The sequence below is a fragment of the Flagellimonas ulvae genome, assembly GCF_049333175.1.
Taxonomy (GTDB): domain Bacteria; phylum Bacteroidota; class Bacteroidia; order Flavobacteriales; family Flavobacteriaceae; genus Flagellimonas.
In genome coordinates, this window is record NZ_CP186325.1 from 961,351 (window position 1) to 978,031 (window position 16,681).

Sequence of the window (16,681 nt, forward strand, 5' to 3'; positions counted from 1 at the left end):
AATCTGAAAAGGTTTGGGGTTTTTTAGTACCTTGTAGTAAAAGAACGGTGCTTTTGCCCTATTTTTCAACCAAACACTCTTGAAAAAGATACTGTTACTTGTCTTATTATCAGTTTCTTTAGCTTGTAATCATTCTCAAAAGGATGATTTGCAGGCTAACAACTCGACCATAACTCAAATTATGGAAAAGGTCCGCATTGCTAAGGATAGTGTAGAATTACCAATGGAAGTCCGAAAAGAGTATTTGCAAAATGGGTATCAGCTTCTTCAGAAATACACTAAAGATTCAACTTATCTTAAAAACCTATCCCAAATATCAATTGGAGGATATCGTTTAAAGGATTCTTTATTTTATCGTAAAGTCTACAAAGAGCTATCAAGTCGTGCATTAGAATCCGAAAATTATATGATTTTAGGAGAAGCTAACTGGGATATGGCTTCATTTTTAAAAAGTTATAGGGTTATTGACAGTTCATATTATTATCACCAATTAGCCTATCAAAGTTTTGACAACTTACCCACAAGTTCATCCTCAAAATACTTGAAAGCAAGAATGCTATATGGGATGGCACAAGCTCAAAATGATTTAAAAGATTATTTGGGTGCAGAGAGCAATACCACTAAAGCAATTAAGATTTTTGATGGACTTGATGACAATCAACAGCTTTATGGCTGCTACACTTTATTGGGTAGTATCCAAAGTGGTTTAAAAAATGAGGAGAAAGCATTAGAATATTATCAAAAAGCGGGCAAATATCTTAAATCACTTAAAAATGATGGCTTTAAGTGGATTAACAAAAACAATATTGCCCTAACCTATCTGCGTAAAGAAGATTATAAAAGTGCAATAGAAGCCTACGAGCAATTGTTTAAAGAAACCAAATTTAAACAGCAGCGTCCAGAACTTTATGGAAAGGCCTTAGTGAGTCACACATATTCTCGTTTCAAATTAGGAGAAAATAGTGAGGAGTTGAATCAAAAGTATCTGGAAGCCATCAATCTATATAAAGAAATCGATAGGACTGAAGATATGGGGCGTGCTAAGCAGTATCTAGCTGAACTCTTCGTTGCCCAGGGTAAGCGAGATAGTGGAATTTTATTAGCTAGAGAGGTAAACCAATTTGCTCAGGAAACCCAAAACAATGACAGGCGTTTGGAGGTGCTTAAGTTTCTTACCCAAATAGATTCTAAAAGAGCAGTAGCCTATTCTACCGCCTATTATAACCTTTCCGAACAGATAAAGGAAGAGGAACGTGCCACAAGGGATAAGTTTGCGCGCGTACGTTTGGAAACGGACCAAATTATTGAAGAAAACGAAGTGCTTTCCAGACAAAAGCAAATATGGATTGGGGTTACCCTTGGTCTTCTTTTATTTGGAATTGCCTTGTTTACCATTATCTCGCAACGCATAAGTAACAACAGACTCAAGTTTCAACAAAAGCAACAAGAGAGCAATCAAGAGATTTACAACCTGATGTTGGCGCAGCAAGGTAAATTTGAGGAAGGCAAAAAACTGGAACAAAAGCGTATCTCAGAAGAATTGCACGATGGTGTGCTTGGGCAAATGTTGGGTATTCGTCTAGTACTTAGTGGCCTTAACGAAATGACGGACGAAAAATCCGTAGAACAACGCGGTGAGCTTATTGAAAAGCTTCGCGAGACAGAGGAAGAAATCCGAACTATTTCACATGAGCTCAATAATGCTTCTTATCAAAAAATTCATAACTTTATTGTATCCCTCGAAGATATGATTGACTCTATAGGAGCATCTTCCGGGATAAACTGTTCTTTTACTTATGATTCACTTTTGGAATGGGACAGTTTGGAGGGCGATATTAAAATCAATGCCTATCGAATTGTTCAGGAGTCTCTCCAAAACTGTGTAAAACATGCACAGTGCAAAAATGCCTCCGTAAATTTTGAATGTGAGGACAACCTCCTTAAATTGAGCATCAAAGATGACGGACGCGGCTTTGACATTAATAAAGGAAAGCGAGGGATAGGTCTCCGAAACATTATTTCTAGAGTGAAAAAGGTAAACGGAACTTTGGATATTGAGAGTAAAAAAGGGGAAGGAACCACCATAAAGGTGAATATTCCCATGAATTACGCTAAACAAACAGAAATTCTTGAGGACCTAGGAGCTAAACAGACCGCCAAGGCATAACCCCAAGAAACTAAAACGCATACCATGAAAACACTTCGGATTTTAGCCATTGACGACCATGAAATGACCATGTTGGGTTACAAGTTTATCTTGGAACGCATTGTTTTTGAAGGACATTCCATTATTGTGGATACGGCCAACTCCTTTGAAACGGGAAAACGCATGATAGAAGAATCCGTGAATTCCTTTAAGTACGATATTCTCTTTTTGGATGTACAAATGTATCCGCCCAACGAGCATCAGCCACAAACCGGCGAGGATTTAGGAATCTTGGCTCGCAAGCTTGTTCCCGAGACCAAAATTGTTTTCATGTCTTCCTTTAGTGACAACTATAGAATAAATAGCATTTTACAGTCCGTTGACCCGGATGGGTACTTGGTAAAAACGGATATTGACCCAAAGACGTTGGAAGATGCAGTAAAGACGGTTACCTTAAGTCCTCCCTATTATTCCTCAAAAGCATTGGCGGCCATTAGAAAGAAAATGACCAATGATATTAGGTTGGACGAAAAAGACAAAAAGATACTCTACCACCTTTCCATAGGTACAAAAAATAAGGATTTGGAGAAATATATTAGACTTTCCCCCTCCTCCATCGAAAACAGAAAACGCCACTTGAAATCCCTTTTTGGCACAGAGAACGAGAATGACCTTGCCTTAATTTTGGCAGCCAAGAATAGAGGATTTATCTAGCGGTTTTTATGAAAGTGTTTTGATAATCTCGGAATTTTTCTTGGCTCGTTGATGGGCTTTCAATGTTCAAAACACAAGAAAACCCATAGAATTTTTAAGGATTTCGTGCAATCCCAGAAAAAACATTCGTTTTAAATTTGGTTTACCTCACCTCTACTAAAAAAGTTGAGTATGAAACCACATAAAAAACGGAATTCTCATTTTCCATTAAATGATATTACAACCTTTGTGACCTGCAATGGTCTTAAGGATTTTTTGAAAGTTTTGGAGCGCGATTTTTTTGCGGAGATTTCCGCCCAATGCGGATATAACCTAAAAAAACAACGAATAGATATTGTTCTGGATATCTACTGCAATTTTGGATTAACGGAAAGTCTACACCACTTTAACAATGGAAATTGGGGAGGCATATCACCCCAAAATGAAGGATATAACATACCATCAAAATTTGATGAAAACTTTCAGAAACTTTGTGCCGATAACAACCATGACTTGGATATCGCTGAACTTTCCATTCATTTTAAAGATACCTCGGTAATTGTAAATAGAATTCAAGATTATAGCATACCAGAAGAACTAGCGGGCATAATTTCTAAATTGAGCGAAAACTTTGTGTACTTCACCAAAGGCTTAACAGAAATGCCTTATGAAATTTTTGTGCCGGTCTTTGAAGATACGGACCAAGGTGTGATTTCGGCAGAGGGCCATAGAAACCAATATTATGACTATTGGGGTCTTTATTTTGATGATCAAATAAATCATGATGTCATGATTTATGAGGTAAAAAACAAAGAGCTTACAAAAGAAGATTTTTTCCTTTTGGACTGATTACGATTTTTTCCTTAGGCTTAACCTAAGAACACCCTTCATAATTAAATTAGCTATTGAAAAGAGGTCTGTGCTTCATTAAAGTATGGACCTTTTCTTTTATTTTGGAGATGCTCGCTTCATCTTCAGGATTCATGAGTACTTCGTCAATCAAGTTCACAATAGTCTCCATGTCAGATTCTACCAATCCCCTAGTGGTGATGGCCGGTGTTCCAAAACGTATTCCCGAAGTGATGAAAGGCGATTGATCATCAAAAGGCACCATATTTTTATTGGCAGTGATGGCCGCTTTTTCCAAAGCTTTCTCTGCATCCTTACCAGTTATGTTTTTGTTTCTGAGGTCAATGAGCATCATATGGTTGTCCGTTCCACCGGAAATAACCTTGTAATCCTTTGCCATGAAAGCTTTCGCCATGGCTTCGGCATTCTTTTTCACCTGAAGCATGTAATGAAGGAAATTATCTGTGAGGGCTTCACCAAACGCGATGGCTTTTGCCGCAATGATGTGCTCCAATGGCCCTCCTTGATTGCCCGGGAATACCGCCAAGTCCAGCAAACCAGACATTTTTCTCAAGTTTCCGTTCTTTAAACGAATACCAAATGGATTTTCAAAGTTCTCCCCCATCAAAATAAGTCCCCCACGAGGACCACGTAGGGTCTTATGTGTTGTAGTGGTTACTATATGGCAATGCGGAATGGGATCGTTCAATATACCCTTCGCAATTAAACCAGACGGATGTGAAATATCTGCAAGCAATATAGCATTCACGCTGTCCGCAATTTCCCGAAAACGGGCAAAATCCATATCTCTGGAATATGCAGAGGCCCCTGCAATAATCATTTTTGGTTTTTCCTTATCTGCAATCTCTTGGATTTTATCATAGTTTAAGGTACCTGTTTCCTTATCCACCCCATAGAATGTAGGTCGATACAATTTTCCAGAGAAATTAACTGGAGAACCGTGGGTTAAATGTCCTCCGTGTGCCAAATCAAACCCAAGAATGGTGTCCCCCGGTTGCAAACATGCATGATACACCGACGCATTGGCTTGGGAACCTGAGTGTGGTTGAACATTGGCATAGGCTGCCCCAAAAAGTTCCTTAGCCCTTTCTATGGCCAAAGTCTCTATTTCATCCACCACCTCGCAGCCTCCATAATAGCGTTTGCCAGGGTATCCTTCGGCATATTTGTTGGTCAAGACCGAACCAGCAGCTTCCATCACCTGCGGGCTTGTAAAATTCTCAGAAGCAATTAATTCAATCCCTTCTACTTGTCTTTCCCTTTCCTTTTCAATCAGGTCAAAAATAGTGGTGTCTCTTTGCATGAGGACTTTTTTAAGAAGTTTCAAAAGTACGAAGAGAAATAAATTTTTCAACCAAAAAAAGAGGAGCCAAACAAGATGTTATCCACTAAAAATCAACAATGGAAAAGTGATACTTGATACTCCAAAATGGCTAAGAAACCTGCATTTTATCGATAATATACTACAGTTGAACCCTAAACGTTACTTAAGTGTGGCTTTTTGGCACGGCAGTTGAATTCAACTAGAAAATCACAAAACCAAAAACGATGAAAAAAACTCTACTTTATAGCACCCTATTGCTAATGCTTTCCTGTGGAGGGGTCAAAAAAACCCAAGAGGCAGTAAACAGCGGTAACTATGTTACGGCCATGAACAAGGCCATTAAGAACTTAAGGGATAACAAAACCAGAAAAGGACATCAGGCATATGTCACGCTTTTGGAAGATGCCTTTGCAAAACATACCCAAAGAGAACTGGAGCAAATCAGTTTTATGGAAAAAGATGGGAATCCTGCAAATTTGGAGACCATCTACCGTAAGTATAACAGTCTGAGGGACATTCAAGCTAGAATTCAACCTTTGTTGCCTTTGTCTATTTATGAGGAAGGACGTGAAGCTCGATTTGATTTTGTCAATTATGATAATGCCATATTGGATACCAAAGAACAACTTTCGGAATATCTGTATGCCAATGCGAGCGACCTTTTGAAAAATGCCAGATACAAGCAAGATTTTAGAAATGTCTTCAATGATTTGAAATATCTGTCGGAAATCAATCCTGGCTATAAGCAAACCATCCAGAAAATGGATCAAGCGTATCAAAAAGGTTTGGATTACGTAAAAGTCCAAATAGATAATGAGACCCAGCAGATTATTCCGGAACGATTGGAAGAAGAACTGTTGGATTTCAACACCTACGGTATAGACAACTTTTGGACTAAGTTTCACTCCTCACCACAGAGTGGTATGAGCTATGATTTTGCACTGAACCTAGGTTTTAGGGAAATCAATATTTCTCCGGAGCGAGTTAATGAAAAGCAAATTGTGCGTGAAAAGCAGATTAAGGATGGGTATGAATACCTATTGGATAACAATGGGAATGCAGTGAAAGATAGCTTGGGGAACAGAATAAAAGTAGACCGCTTAAGGACGGTTACTTGCAACTTCTATCAGTTCACACAATTCAAAAGTGCCCAAATTGGAGCCAAGGTGAGCATTACCGATTTGTCCAATGGACAGGAAATCAACTCCTATCCACTTGCCAGCGAGTTCATTTTTGAGCATATCTATGCCAATTATAAGGGAGATAGGAGAGCTCTGGATAACAACTTGGTAGCATTACTGGATTTAGCAGCTGTTCCGTTCCCAACAAATGAACAAATGGTCTACGACGCAGGTGAAGACCTAAAGGCGCGATTAAAAAGTATAATACGCAGACATCAATTTGATTGATAAAAAAAGCTCCGCAATTCGCGGGGCTTTTTGTTTATACATATTCTTTTAGATCAATATCCGCTATGGAGCCGTGTGATGTATGAAAACTTATTTCCCCATTTTTGATAATAAGCAGCTGTGGTGATTGGTGCATAACCCCAAATTTGGTGGCCACTTCGTTAGATACATCGCGATGGGCATGCAAATCCAAAAAATGTAAATCTGCAATATCCCCTAAATTGTAGGAGCCAGTAAACATATTCAAAACCATTCTACTTATTCCACAAGTGGTGGAATGCTTGAAAATAAGCTGTGGTTTTTCATTGGACTGCACCTCAATATCATCAAGCTGGTTTACAGAAGTTAAAGGAATCCAAGGCAAGGCATTTGATTCTTTACCCTTGTTTTCTTTATTTCCAAAAAAGCTGTCAAAAATTCCCATACAATTTATTTAATAAATAGGTCGGCATGGTTTTTAAAGCTTACAAACTGCCGAAATGTCTTTTATTTTCAAGGGTTTAGCGACATTTTGTCGGTTTCATTGCCTTGGTAGGATTGTTGAAATCCAAAGTCAAAAGATTGAAAATGAACTTTAACAATTTTACGATAAAATCACAAGAAGCCATACAACAAGCGCAACAAATTGCGCAAGGATATGGGCATCAGCAGATAGAAAATGAACATTTGTTCAAAGCTATCATGGAAGTGGACCAAAATGTATTGCCGTTCATTTTGAAAAAATTGAATGTCAACACCAATTTGGTGGAACAAATTTTAGATAAAGAACTAGAAAGCCTTCCCAAAGTTTCCGGAGGCGATATTATGCTGTCCAGAGAGGCGGGAAAAACGCTCACAGAAGCTAGCTCTATAGCTAAAAAACTTGGAGATGAGTATGTTTCCATAGAACACTTGTTATTGACCATTTTTAAATCCAAAAGCAAAGCAGCCCAAATGTTGAAAGACCAAGGGGCAACTGAAAAGGATTTAAATGCTGCCATTCAAGAACTTCGAAAAGGTGGGAAAGTAACGTCGCAGAGTGCCGAGGACACCTATAATTCTTTGGACAAGTATTCCAGAAATTTGAATCAATTGGCAGATGATGGAAAATTAGACCCCGTTATAGGTAGAGATGAAGAAATACGACGTGTTTTGCAAATACTCTCCCGTAGGACTAAAAACAATCCTATGCTTGTTGGTGAACCAGGGGTTGGTAAAACTGCAATCGCTGAAGGGTTGGCCCATAGAATTGTGCAAGGGGATGTTCCTGAGAACCTTAAGGACAAGATTATTTATTCCTTGGATATGGGTGCTTTGATTGCTGGAGCCAAGTATAAAGGTGAGTTTGAAGAACGTTTGAAATCCGTTATCAAAGAGGTAACCACGTCAGACGGGGATATTGTACTCTTCATTGACGAAATCCACACCTTGGTTGGTGCTGGTGGCGGACAAGGCGCCATGGATGCGGCCAATATATTGAAACCGGCTTTGGCAAGAGGGGAACTACGTGCCATAGGGGCCACTACCTTGGATGAGTACCAGAAGTATTTTGAAAAAGACAAAGCTTTGGAACGCCGTTTCCAAAAAGTACTTGTGGATGAACCGGATACCGAAAGTGCCATTTCCATTTTGAGGGGTATTAAGGAAAAGTACGAAGCTCACCACAAGGTGCGTATTAAAGATGAAGCGGTGATATCTGCGGTGGAGCTATCCCAACGCTACATTACCAACAGATTTTTACCAGATAAGGCCATTGACCTTATTGATGAAGCCGCTTCTAAGCTTAGGATGGAAATCAACTCCAAACCTGAAGAACTGGACGTGTTGGATAGGCGAATTATGCAATTAGAAATTGAAATAGAAGCCATCAAACGAGAAAATGATTCGGCCAAATTGCAGAGCCTAAATCTTGAGCTGGCCAATTTAAAAGAAGAGCGAAATGAGGTATTTGCACAGTGGGAAAGTGAAAAAAGTGTGGTGGACAATATCCAAAAGACTAAACAGGATATTGAAAACTTCAAAATGGAAGCCGAGCGCGCAGAACGAAATGGGGATTATGGTAAAGTAGCGGAATTGCGGTATGGGAAAATCAAGGAATCCCAAGAGCGATTGGAAAAACTTCAAGAAGAGTTAGCAAGCCAACAAAGTGCAGGTACGCTGATAAAAGAAGAAGTGACCAATGAGGATATTGCAGAAGTTGTAGCAAAGTGGACAGGTATTCCGGTAACCAAAATGTTACAAAGTGAACGTGACAAGTTATTGAATCTGGAGAGTGTACTGCATAAGCGTGTTGTTGGCCAGGAAGAAGCCATAGAAGCAGTATCGGATGCTATCCGTAGAAGCCGAGCAGGACTTCAGGACGAGAAAAAGCCGATAGGTTCCTTTTTGTTTTTAGGAACTACTGGGGTGGGAAAAACGGAGTTGGCAAAAACCTTGGCCTCCTATCTTTTTGATGATGAAAATGCCATGACACGGATTGATATGAGTGAATATCAAGAACGGCATTCGGTGAGCAGATTGGTTGGGGCACCTCCAGGATACGTAGGTTATGATGAAGGGGGTCAGCTTACTGAAGCGGTACGAAGAAAGCCCTATTCTGTTGTGTTGTTGGACGAAATTGAAAAAGCCCATCCAGATACCTTCAATATTCTTCTCCAAGTTTTGGATGAAGGAAGGTTGACGGACAACAAGGGTCGTGTGGCCGATTTTAAAAATGCCATTATTATCATGACCAGTAATATGGGAAGTCATATAATCCAGGAGAAATTTGAAGATGTTGGCGACAATTTGGAAAGTGCGACCGAGGCAGCCCGTGTGGAAGTGATGGGATTGTTGCGAAAAACAATCCGACCTGAGTTTTTGAACAGGATAGACGATATCATTATGTTCACACCACTGAGCAGGTCAGATATCAAGGAAATTGTAGGGCTTCAGTTGGACCACTTGAGAAAATTGGTATCTAAACAAAATATAACTTTAGATGCAACGCAAGAAGCCATAGATTATCTAGCTCAAAAGGGATATGACCCTCAGTTTGGTGCAAGACCGGTTAAGCGATTGATTCAGAAAGAAGTTCTTAACAATCTGTCAAAGGAGATTTTAGCAGGAAGAATTACAACAGACAGTATAGTTCTCTTGGATTCTTTTGATGATAAACTGGTTTTTAGAAATCAGAACGAACTGGTCGAGTAACCTCTAGATTATATAAACTAATGCCCTTATTTTGTTAAAAGTAAGGGCATTTTGTATTTAAAATACCATACAGTATATGTTTTTCATATCTTCGCTTGTAGCGTACCAACCCTGAACCAAAAATGTCCAAAAAAGCAGAAAGAACCACCGCTTACATTATTGAGACCGTAGCGCCCATATTCAACAAGTTTGGGTATGTGGGCACCAGTATGAGTGATATTACCGAAGCTACGGGACTTACCAAAGGCGCCATTTATGGTAATTTTGAGAATAAGGAAGCCCTTGCCCTTTCCGCTTTTCAATACAATCAAAAACAATTGTTGGCTGTTGTTGACGAAAAACTCAATGTAGATGGAAATGCTTTGGACAAGATTTTTTCACTTATCCGTTTTTACAGACAATATGATGTGTTTACCATGCCTTTTGGAGGATGCCCTATTCTCAATGTTGGCGTAGATGCGCAAAACAACAATAGGCTTTTGGCTGCTGCCGTTAAAGAGACCGTTAATGAGATTGAAGGAAAAATAGCATTGGTTCTGGAAAATGGTGTTAACGCCAATGAAATTAAAATACCCGTTCCCCCATTGCAATTTGCCAAACAATTGTTTACCATGCTCCAAGGTGCTATCGCTATGGCGACCATGACCCGAGATAGAAAATATCTTGTAAATACCATAGCCTATTTAGAGCATTTAATTCAAAAAGAAATTAAAAAACAAGGGGACTGAACATGACAATACAACCGATAAAAAAATATCTGTTTTTAGTATTTGCACTTTTATTTATCACTACTGGCTGTAAGGAAGAACCTGAAGAACCAATAATATCTACCTTCTATCTTATACGCCATGCAGAAAAAGATAGAAGCAATTCAGAAAATACAGACCCCGAGCTCAATCAAGATGGATTAAACCGTGCCCTTAGATGGGCAGAGGTTTTTGACCCGGTGGAGTTGGATGCCATATATTCCACCAACTATGAAAGAACCACAATGACCGCGGCCCCGGTATCCATTAAAAAAGAGATTGAAGTTGAATTCTACGACCCGGGAGCTGTAGATATTGAAAGTTTCAAGGAGACCCATAAAGGTCATAACGTCCTCATCGTTGGGCATAGCAATACCACACCTGTTTTTGTTAATCAGCTATTGGGAGAAGAAAAATATCTTCAAATGGAAGATGATGACAATGGTAGCCTTTTTATTGTTAGGTTCATTAACGACAATACCACCGATTTTAGATTAAAAATGGATTAGTTCTTTTGGACTTCAATTTTTTCCAACTCAATCTTGGATAACAAATCCAATCCACCCTCTTCAAACAAATGCCCCATATCCATTAAGTTGCTTGCTTTTTGTTTGGGCTTGTAATTATTGTAGTCCACAAAACGAATACCCTCAATGTACCGTTCGTTATATGCTTCCCTAAACCGTTGACCTCCCCCGTTTACATGAAAATCGTAAGCAAGATAGTCTGGTAACATCGTTTCTTTATTGAACCAGTACAAATAGGTGTCATCAAAGTCATCACCTCCCCCAGCTTGGTCAAAAGTCACCTTTACTTTGTAATATGGAACTTCCTTGATGGTTTCTTCACCAAGATATTCCTTGTTAACCGCTTTATCGTTAAGACCAAAGGGTAATTTGGAAAAATAGTGCACGGAGTTTACTGAATTGGCATAACGGGTTACCAAAGAATCGGGCAGTGAAACTAAGCTATCATTAATAAAACGATTGAAATCCGTATTCGACTTTTTATCAGCAATCATATTGGAATCCAAGAAGGTGTACCGTTCCAATATTTTTTGACCATTCATATAATACGAAGAATACTTTCTATTTCTAAAAAAGAATGAAACCTTATGGTTCTTAAAGTACTCACCGCCACTTTTTACGATAGCGCTATCAATAATAGTTTGTACATCGGGAACCTTTTTTACTTCGTTCTTACAGGAAACAATAAGAAGCATCAAAATTGGAATAAGTCGTAGTTTCATGAAGTTTTGTTTTCTCAATAATCGTAAAAACCTCCACAACATTACAATTTTCTACAATAAGAGTTCATATTTTTGCGCACTGTGCAGAACAACATCAACATAAAGAATAAGAGGGCCCGTTTCGATTTTGAACTGTTGGATACCTATACAGCTGGAATAGTGCTATCTGGAACCGAGATAAAATCAATTCGATTGGGTAAGGCTTCTTTATCCCAAAGTTTCTGCGAGTTCAATGAAAAAGGGGAGCTTTTTGTAATCAACATGCAAGTTGATGAATACAGTCATGGCAGTTATTACAATCACAAGCCCAAAGCCGAGCGTAAGTTATTACTCAATAAGCAAGAGCTAAAAAAATTGAGAAGAGAAGTAACCACTTCCGGATTGACCATTGTTCCGTTGAATCTCTTTATTAATGATAGAGGGCTGGCCAAAATGAAAATTGCCTTGGCCAAGGGTAAAAAATTGTACGATAAAAGGGAAAACATCAAGGATAGGGACAACAAAAGAAATCTATCCCGAATCAAGAAAAATTTCAACAACTAGTTCTTGTCCTCCAAAAGAGGGACAAATCTGAAAAGACCCAATTCCTCTTTTTCAAATTCCTTTTCTGATTTTCGAATGTAGCGTGTCATAACTTGTTCATCGGACCCTACGGGTATCACCAACTTTCCTCCCACTTTTAATTGAGACAATAGAGGCTTCGGAACAAAAGGAGCTCCTGCGGTAACGATTATACCATCAAATGGAGCTTCTGTGGGAAGCCCTTTGTAACCATCCCCAAAAATGATTTTTTTTGGTCGGTATCCCCTTTTTCCGAAAAACAACTTCGTTTTTTTAAACAATTCCTGTTGGCGTTCAATGGTAAACACCTTTGCTTTAAGCTCCAGTAAAATTGCAGTTTGGTATCCGCTTCCTGTGCCTATTTCCAAAATGGAATCATTGGGTTTTATATCTAGCAATTCTGTTTGGAATGCAACGGTATAAGGTTGGGATATCGTTTGGCTTGCACCAATGGGAAAGGCCTTGTCCTGGTATGCATGTTCTTCAAAACTACTGTCTAAAAAAAGGTGGCGCGGCACTTTTCGTATGGCATTCAAAACGTTTTTATCCTGTATGCCTTTTTTGGCGATTACCTTTGCCAACTTGTTCCGCATTCCGCTATGCTTCAATGTATCCTTCATGGTCGTAGTCTGGTGTTCGAATTTAAAAAGTTCCCGTGAATTTTACATTCGACCTTCGCTTTTATTTTATGCCAACTGATTACAGAATCGTATTTTTGAAAAAAATCAGGAAGTATGTTAAAAGTTGGTGTTCTGGGCGCAGGACATTTGGGCAAAATTCATCTTAGGCTCTTAAATGAATCCGAAAAATATGAACTGATTGGATTTTATGACCCGGATGAAATCAATGCCAAAAAAGTAGCTGAAGAATTTGGATATACCTACTTTGAAAACATGAATATGCTGATGGATTCGGTTGATGTTCTAGATATTGTAACGCCTACCCTATCTCATTTTGATTGTGCTAAGAAAGCTATTGAAAAGGGGAAGCACATTTTTATAGAAAAGCCTATAACCAATACGCTAGAGGAGGCAGAAGCCCTTTTAAAATTAGTAGCCAAATACGGAGTAAAAGGACAAGTGGGGCATGTTGAGCGCTTTAATCCCGCATTCATTTCGGTGAAGGAAAAGGTTGAAAACCCCATGTTTATTGAAACGCACCGTTTGGCTGAATTCAACCCTAGAGGAACGGACGTACCTGTTGTTTTGGATTTAATGATTCATGATATCGATGTAATCCTTAGTGTGGTAAACTCCCCCGTAAAACAAATAAATGCCAGCGGTGTTTCGGTTATCAGCAGCTCACCTGATATTGCCAATGCAAGAATTGAGTTTGAAAACGGATGCGTGGCCAATCTTACTTCCAGTAGGATTTCGCTGAAAAACATGAGAAAATCCCGCTTCTTTCAAAAGGATGCGTACATCTCTGTAGACTTTCTTGAGAAAAAAGTGGAAGTGGTGAAAATGAAGGATGCCCCTGAAAAACCCGGGGATTTTGATATGATTTTGCAAAACGCCGAAGGTATGCGCAAACAAATCTATTTTGAGAACCCAGATATTCACACCAATAATGCCATTCTGGATGAACTGGAAACATTTGCAGATGCAATCAATAATGACTCTACCCCAATTGTTAGTTTGGAACAGGGAACCAATGCCTTAAGAGTAGCCCTTCAAATCATAGAATCATTTAAAAAATAGATATAGAATGAACAAAATAGCTGTCATTGGTGCAGGAACCATGGGCAACGGAATTGCCCACGTTTTCGCACAAAGTGGTTATCCGGTGAACTTGGTGGATATTTCAGAGTCTTCTTTGGAAAAAGGATTGTCCACAATTACGAAAAACTTGGACCGGATGTTGGCCAAGGAAAGGATTTCTGAAAATGATAAGTCTGCCACCTTGGAACGAATTTCCACCTTCACCTCATTGGAAGAAGGTGTTAAGTCAACTGACTTGGTCGTGGAGGCTGCCACTGAGAACCTAAACATTAAACTCAAAATATTTGAGGATTTGGATAAGCTGTGCGATACCAATACCATTTTGGCTACCAATACTTCTTCCATTTCAATTACACAAATAGGGGCTGTAACCCAAAGACCGGATAAGGTAATTGGCATGCACTTTATGAATCCTGTGCCCATTATGAAGTTGGTTGAAATCATACGTGGCTATAGTACTTCTGATGAAGTGACCCAAACTATTATGGAGCTGTCCAAAAAATTAGGAAAAACCCCAACAGAGGTAAATGATTATCCCGGGTTCGTAGCCAACCGAATTTTGATGCCCATGATAAACGAAGCCATTGAAACACTTTATAATGGGGTTGCCGGAGTCAAAGAAATAGATACCGTAATGAAACTAGGCATGGCTCACCCCATGGGGCCACTTCAATTGGCAGATTTTATAGGATTGGATGTTTGCTTATCCATTTTAAACGTAATGTACGATGGTTTCAAAAATCCAAAATACGCGCCGTGTCCATTATTGGTCAATATGGTAATGGCCGGAAAAATGGGGGTTAAGTCGGGAGAAGGCTTTTACGACTATGCAGAGTCCAGAAAAGCGGAAAAAGTAGCATCTCAATTTAACTAAATATAGATGGCCTTTATAAAACCTTTTAAGGCCATACGCCCCACCAAGGACAAAGCTCCCTTCGTGGTGTCTCGTTCCTATGAAAAATATGCAAAAAGAGAATTGCGTTCTATATTAGAGTTTAACCCCTTTTCTTTCCTTCATATTATCAATCCAGGATTTAAATTCCATAAAACTATCTCGGGTAAAGAGCGTTTTAAATTGGTCCACAACCGGTATATGGAATTTTTGGAAGAGGATATTTTCAAGAAGGATAACGAAGCTAGTTTTTATCTATATCAAACAGGAAAGGGAGATTTTAAAAGTTTGGGTCTTTTTTGCACTTGCAGTCTTCAAGACTACACAGATGATATCATAAAAAAACACGAAGATACCATTCAGCACAGGGAAAAGCTCTTTGCTGATTATTTGTATACCGTTGGTTTCAATGCCGAACCTGTTTTGATGACCTATGCTGATAATCCCCATATTGACCGCATCTTACAACTTGAAGTTGAAAAAACTCCGGAATATGATTTTACCACGACGGATAAAATACGTCATCAACTCTGGAAAATCTCGTCTGAAGAAACGCTTGGGAAATTAGTGGAGATATTCGGAGAAATGAATGCCCTGTACATTGCAGATGGCCACCACCGAAGTGCATCTTCCCATCTCTTGGCCAAACGTAAAACCGAAGAGAACGCATCCCATACGGGTACTGAGGCGTATAATTTTTTTATGGCCTATTTAATTCCTGAATCACAGATTAAGATATACGAATTCAATCGTATGGTTCGGGATTTGAATGGGTATTCCATAGAAGAGTTTCTGATTAAATTGGATGAATACTTCCGAATCGAAAAAAAAGAAGATGGGCTTTACAAACCTACCAAGAAACATCACTTTAGCATGTACTTGGGTGGTGAATTTTATTCCCTCTATTTAAGAAACACAAAATATACCTTTACAGATGCTTTAAGCAAATTAGATACCCAAATCTTATATAAAACCATTTTGGAACCCATTTTGGGGATTCACGATTTACGTAACGATAAACGCATCTCCTATGGTTATGGTAAGCACAATACCATCAAAATGAAAGACAGTATCGATAAGGGAGATTTCAAGGTAGGTTTCAGTTTGGTGCCCATCACCATGGATGAAATAAAGGCCATTGCCGATGCAGGGTTGGTAATGCCTCCCAAAAGCACTTATATTGAACCAAAATTACGCAGTGGCATGGCCATTTACGAGCTATAAATTGTTTCGCAGATGAGTATCAAAGAGAATTTGAACCAAATAAAAAGCACACTCCCATCCCATGTAACCTTGGTGGCCGTATCTAAAACAAAACCCAATGAAGATATTCTTGAAGCCTATGAGACGGGCCATCGAGTTTTTGGTGAGAATAAAATTCAGGATATGACCCAAAAATGGGAGCAGCTTCCCAAGGATATTGAATGGCACATGATTGGGCATGTTCAAAGAAACAAGGTGAAGTATATGGCAGAATACGTATCCTTGATACATGGTGTGGACAGTCTACGCTTGCTCGTCGAAATAGACAAACAGGCAAAAAAGCACAATCGAACCATTCCCTGCTTGTTTCAAATGCATATCGCTAAAGAGGAGACCAAATTTGGTCTGGATATGGAAGAGTTGAAAGAAATTATATCTTCCGAGATATTCAAGTCTCTTAAAAACGTAGAAATTAAAGGATTAATGGGGATGGCAACTTTCACGAAGGACAAAACCCAGATTCGTGAGGAGTTTGTGCATCTTAAATTGATGTATGATACCTTTATACCTAACCTGCCACAAATGAATATTCTTTCTATGGGAATGAGCGGGGACTATAATATTGCCATTGAAGAAGGTAGTAATATGGTACGCATTGGAAGTAGTATATTTGGAGCCAGAAACTACCACTAGCAA

General features: G+C 39.0%; 16 protein-coding genes. 12 read left to right on the top strand and 4 right to left on the bottom strand.

The genetic code is table 11. The annotated features are described in order from the left end of the window. Nucleotides 1-181: 181 nt before the first annotated feature. The 3 genes from ACOKFD_RS04365 (at nucleotide 182) to ACOKFD_RS04375 (ending at nucleotide 3,688) form a co-directional block, all read left to right on the top strand. A complete protein-coding gene (locus ACOKFD_RS04365; protein WP_422860138.1) occupies nucleotides 182-2,167 on the top strand; it encodes a tetratricopeptide repeat-containing sensor histidine kinase in 1,986 nt (661 codons plus the stop codon). Between the two features lie 24 nt (nucleotides 2,168-2,191). Beyond that, entirely contained in the window at nucleotides 2,192-2,860 is a 669-nt protein-coding gene (locus ACOKFD_RS04370; RefSeq protein ID WP_298999068.1) for a histidine kinase, read from the top strand. Between the two features lie 171 nt (nucleotides 2,861-3,031). Continuing rightward, on the top strand, nucleotides 3,032-3,688 hold the full coding sequence (locus ACOKFD_RS04375) for a hypothetical protein (protein WP_422860139.1): 657 nt from the start codon (nucleotides 3,032-3,034) through the stop codon (nucleotides 3,686-3,688). 49 nt (nucleotides 3,689-3,737) lie between these two features. On the opposite strand, the gene glyA is transcribed toward ACOKFD_RS04375, so the two are convergent. Continuing rightward, on the bottom strand, nucleotides 3,738-5,012 hold the full coding sequence (glyA, locus tag ACOKFD_RS04380) for a serine hydroxymethyltransferase (protein ID WP_422860140.1): 1,275 nt from the start codon (nucleotides 5,010-5,012) through the stop codon (nucleotides 3,738-3,740). 245 nt (nucleotides 5,013-5,257) lie between these two features. Between glyA and ACOKFD_RS04385 the strand changes: the two genes are divergently transcribed. Continuing rightward, nucleotides 5,258-6,442 carry a hypothetical protein gene (locus ACOKFD_RS04385; protein ID WP_422860141.1) on the top strand — a complete coding sequence of 395 codons (1,185 nt, stop codon included), beginning with the start codon at nucleotides 5,258-5,260 and terminating at the stop codon, nucleotides 6,440-6,442. 34 nt (nucleotides 6,443-6,476) lie between these two features. On the opposite strand, the gene ytxJ is transcribed toward ACOKFD_RS04385, so the two are convergent. After that, on the bottom strand, nucleotides 6,477-6,866 hold the full coding sequence (gene ytxJ / locus ACOKFD_RS04390) for a bacillithiol system redox-active protein YtxJ (RefSeq protein WP_422860142.1): 390 nt from the start codon (nucleotides 6,864-6,866) through the stop codon (nucleotides 6,477-6,479). A gap of 143 nt (nucleotides 6,867-7,009) precedes the next feature. Between ytxJ and clpB the strand changes: the two genes are divergently transcribed. The 3 genes from clpB (at nucleotide 7,010) to ACOKFD_RS04405 (ending at nucleotide 10,868) form a co-directional block, all read left to right on the top strand. Next, nucleotides 7,010-9,613 (top strand): ATP-dependent chaperone ClpB, encoded by a 2,604-nt coding sequence (clpB, locus tag ACOKFD_RS04395; protein ID WP_422860143.1) that lies wholly within the window; start codon nucleotides 7,010-7,012, stop codon nucleotides 9,611-9,613. A 122-nt stretch (nucleotides 9,614-9,735) separates the two neighbouring features. Beyond that, nucleotides 9,736-10,341, top strand: a complete 606-nt coding sequence (locus tag ACOKFD_RS04400) for a TetR/AcrR family transcriptional regulator (protein ID WP_422860144.1) — start codon at nucleotides 9,736-9,738, stop codon at nucleotides 10,339-10,341. A 2-nt stretch (nucleotides 10,342-10,343) separates the two neighbouring features. Then, a complete protein-coding gene (locus ACOKFD_RS04405) occupies nucleotides 10,344-10,868 on the top strand; it encodes a SixA phosphatase family protein (RefSeq protein WP_422860145.1) in 525 nt (174 codons plus the stop codon). Here ACOKFD_RS04405 and ACOKFD_RS04410 read toward each other — a convergent pair. Beyond that, nucleotides 10,865-11,608, bottom strand: a complete 744-nt coding sequence (locus ACOKFD_RS04410) for a DUF6503 family protein (protein WP_422860146.1) — start codon at nucleotides 11,606-11,608, stop codon at nucleotides 10,865-10,867. The two genes, ACOKFD_RS04405 and ACOKFD_RS04410, sit on opposite strands and share 4 nt — an antisense overlap. An 81-nt stretch (nucleotides 11,609-11,689) precedes the next feature. On the opposite strand from ACOKFD_RS04410, the gene smpB reads away from it, so the two are divergent. Beyond that, a complete protein-coding gene (gene smpB, locus ACOKFD_RS04415) occupies nucleotides 11,690-12,151 on the top strand; it encodes an SsrA-binding protein SmpB (RefSeq protein ID WP_298999078.1) in 462 nt (153 codons plus the stop codon). Here the strand turns inward: smpB and ACOKFD_RS04420 are convergent. After that, nucleotides 12,148-12,789, bottom strand: coding sequence for a protein-L-isoaspartate(D-aspartate) O-methyltransferase (locus tag ACOKFD_RS04420; protein ID WP_422860147.1), 642 nt, complete (start codon nucleotides 12,787-12,789; stop codon nucleotides 12,148-12,150). The two genes, smpB and ACOKFD_RS04420, sit on opposite strands and share 4 nt — an antisense overlap. 114 nt (nucleotides 12,790-12,903) lie before the next feature. Between ACOKFD_RS04420 and ACOKFD_RS04425 the strand changes: the two genes are divergently transcribed. Genes ACOKFD_RS04425 through ACOKFD_RS04440 form a run of 4 tightly spaced genes read left to right on the top strand, consistent with a single transcriptional unit; the run spans nucleotide 12,904 to nucleotide 16,678 of the window. Further along, complete coding sequence (locus ACOKFD_RS04425; protein WP_422860148.1) at nucleotides 12,904-13,869, top strand: Gfo/Idh/MocA family protein; 966 nt, start codon at nucleotides 12,904-12,906, stop codon at nucleotides 13,867-13,869. Nucleotides 13,870-13,876: 7 nt separating this feature from the next. Further along, nucleotides 13,877-14,764 (top strand): 3-hydroxyacyl-CoA dehydrogenase family protein, encoded by an 888-nt coding sequence (locus tag ACOKFD_RS04430; protein WP_422860149.1) that lies wholly within the window; start codon nucleotides 13,877-13,879, stop codon nucleotides 14,762-14,764. A gap of 6 nt (nucleotides 14,765-14,770) precedes the next feature. Further along, entirely contained in the window at nucleotides 14,771-16,006 is a 1,236-nt protein-coding gene (locus tag ACOKFD_RS04435) for a DUF1015 domain-containing protein (protein WP_422860150.1), read from the top strand. Between the two features lie 12 nt (nucleotides 16,007-16,018). Next, the gene (locus ACOKFD_RS04440; protein WP_422860151.1) at nucleotides 16,019-16,678 is read left to right on the top strand and encodes a YggS family pyridoxal phosphate-dependent enzyme; all 660 of its coding nucleotides are present in this window, start codon (nucleotides 16,019-16,021) and stop codon (nucleotides 16,676-16,678) included. Nucleotides 16,679-16,681: the final 3 nt, after the last annotated feature.

What these genes read in the sequence shown, in the direction of transcription:
- ACOKFD_RS04365 (WP_422860138.1), top strand. Translation starts at nt 182, where the DNA reads ATGGAAAAGGTCCGCATTGCTAAGGATAGTGTAGAATTACCAATGGAA.
- ACOKFD_RS04440 (WP_422860151.1), top strand. Translation starts at nt 16,019, where the DNA reads ATGAGTATCAAAGAGAATTTGAACCAAATAAAAAGCACACTCCCATCC.
- ACOKFD_RS04385 (WP_422860141.1), top strand. Translation starts at nt 5,258, where the DNA reads ATGAAAAAAACTCTACTTTATAGCACCCTATTGCTAATGCTTTCCTGT.
- clpB (WP_422860143.1), top strand. Translation starts at nt 7,010, where the DNA reads ATGAACTTTAACAATTTTACGATAAAATCACAAGAAGCCATACAACAA.
- ACOKFD_RS04430 (WP_422860149.1), top strand. Translation starts at nt 13,877, where the DNA reads ATGAACAAAATAGCTGTCATTGGTGCAGGAACCATGGGCAACGGAATT.
- ACOKFD_RS04400 (WP_422860144.1), top strand. Translation starts at nt 9,736, where the DNA reads ATGTCCAAAAAAGCAGAAAGAACCACCGCTTACATTATTGAGACCGTA.
- glyA (WP_422860140.1), bottom strand. Translation starts at nt 5,012, where the DNA reads ATGCAAAGAGACACCACTATTTTTGACCTGATTGAAAAGGAAAGGGAA.
- ACOKFD_RS04370 (WP_298999068.1), top strand. Translation starts at nt 2,192, where the DNA reads ATGAAAACACTTCGGATTTTAGCCATTGACGACCATGAAATGACCATG.
- ACOKFD_RS04425 (WP_422860148.1), top strand. Translation starts at nt 12,904, where the DNA reads ATGTTAAAAGTTGGTGTTCTGGGCGCAGGACATTTGGGCAAAATTCAT.
- ACOKFD_RS04420 (WP_422860147.1), bottom strand. Translation starts at nt 12,789, where the DNA reads ATGAAGGATACATTGAAGCATAGCGGAATGCGGAACAAGTTGGCAAAG.
- ACOKFD_RS04375 (WP_422860139.1), top strand. Translation starts at nt 3,032, where the DNA reads ATGAAACCACATAAAAAACGGAATTCTCATTTTCCATTAAATGATATT.
- ACOKFD_RS04405 (WP_422860145.1), top strand. Translation starts at nt 10,344, where the DNA reads ATGACAATACAACCGATAAAAAAATATCTGTTTTTAGTATTTGCACTT.
- ACOKFD_RS04410 (WP_422860146.1), bottom strand. Translation starts at nt 11,608, where the DNA reads ATGAAACTACGACTTATTCCAATTTTGATGCTTCTTATTGTTTCCTGT.
- ytxJ (WP_422860142.1), bottom strand. Translation starts at nt 6,866, where the DNA reads ATGGGAATTTTTGACAGCTTTTTTGGAAATAAAGAAAACAAGGGTAAA.
- ACOKFD_RS04435 (WP_422860150.1), top strand. Translation starts at nt 14,771, where the DNA reads ATGGCCTTTATAAAACCTTTTAAGGCCATACGCCCCACCAAGGACAAA.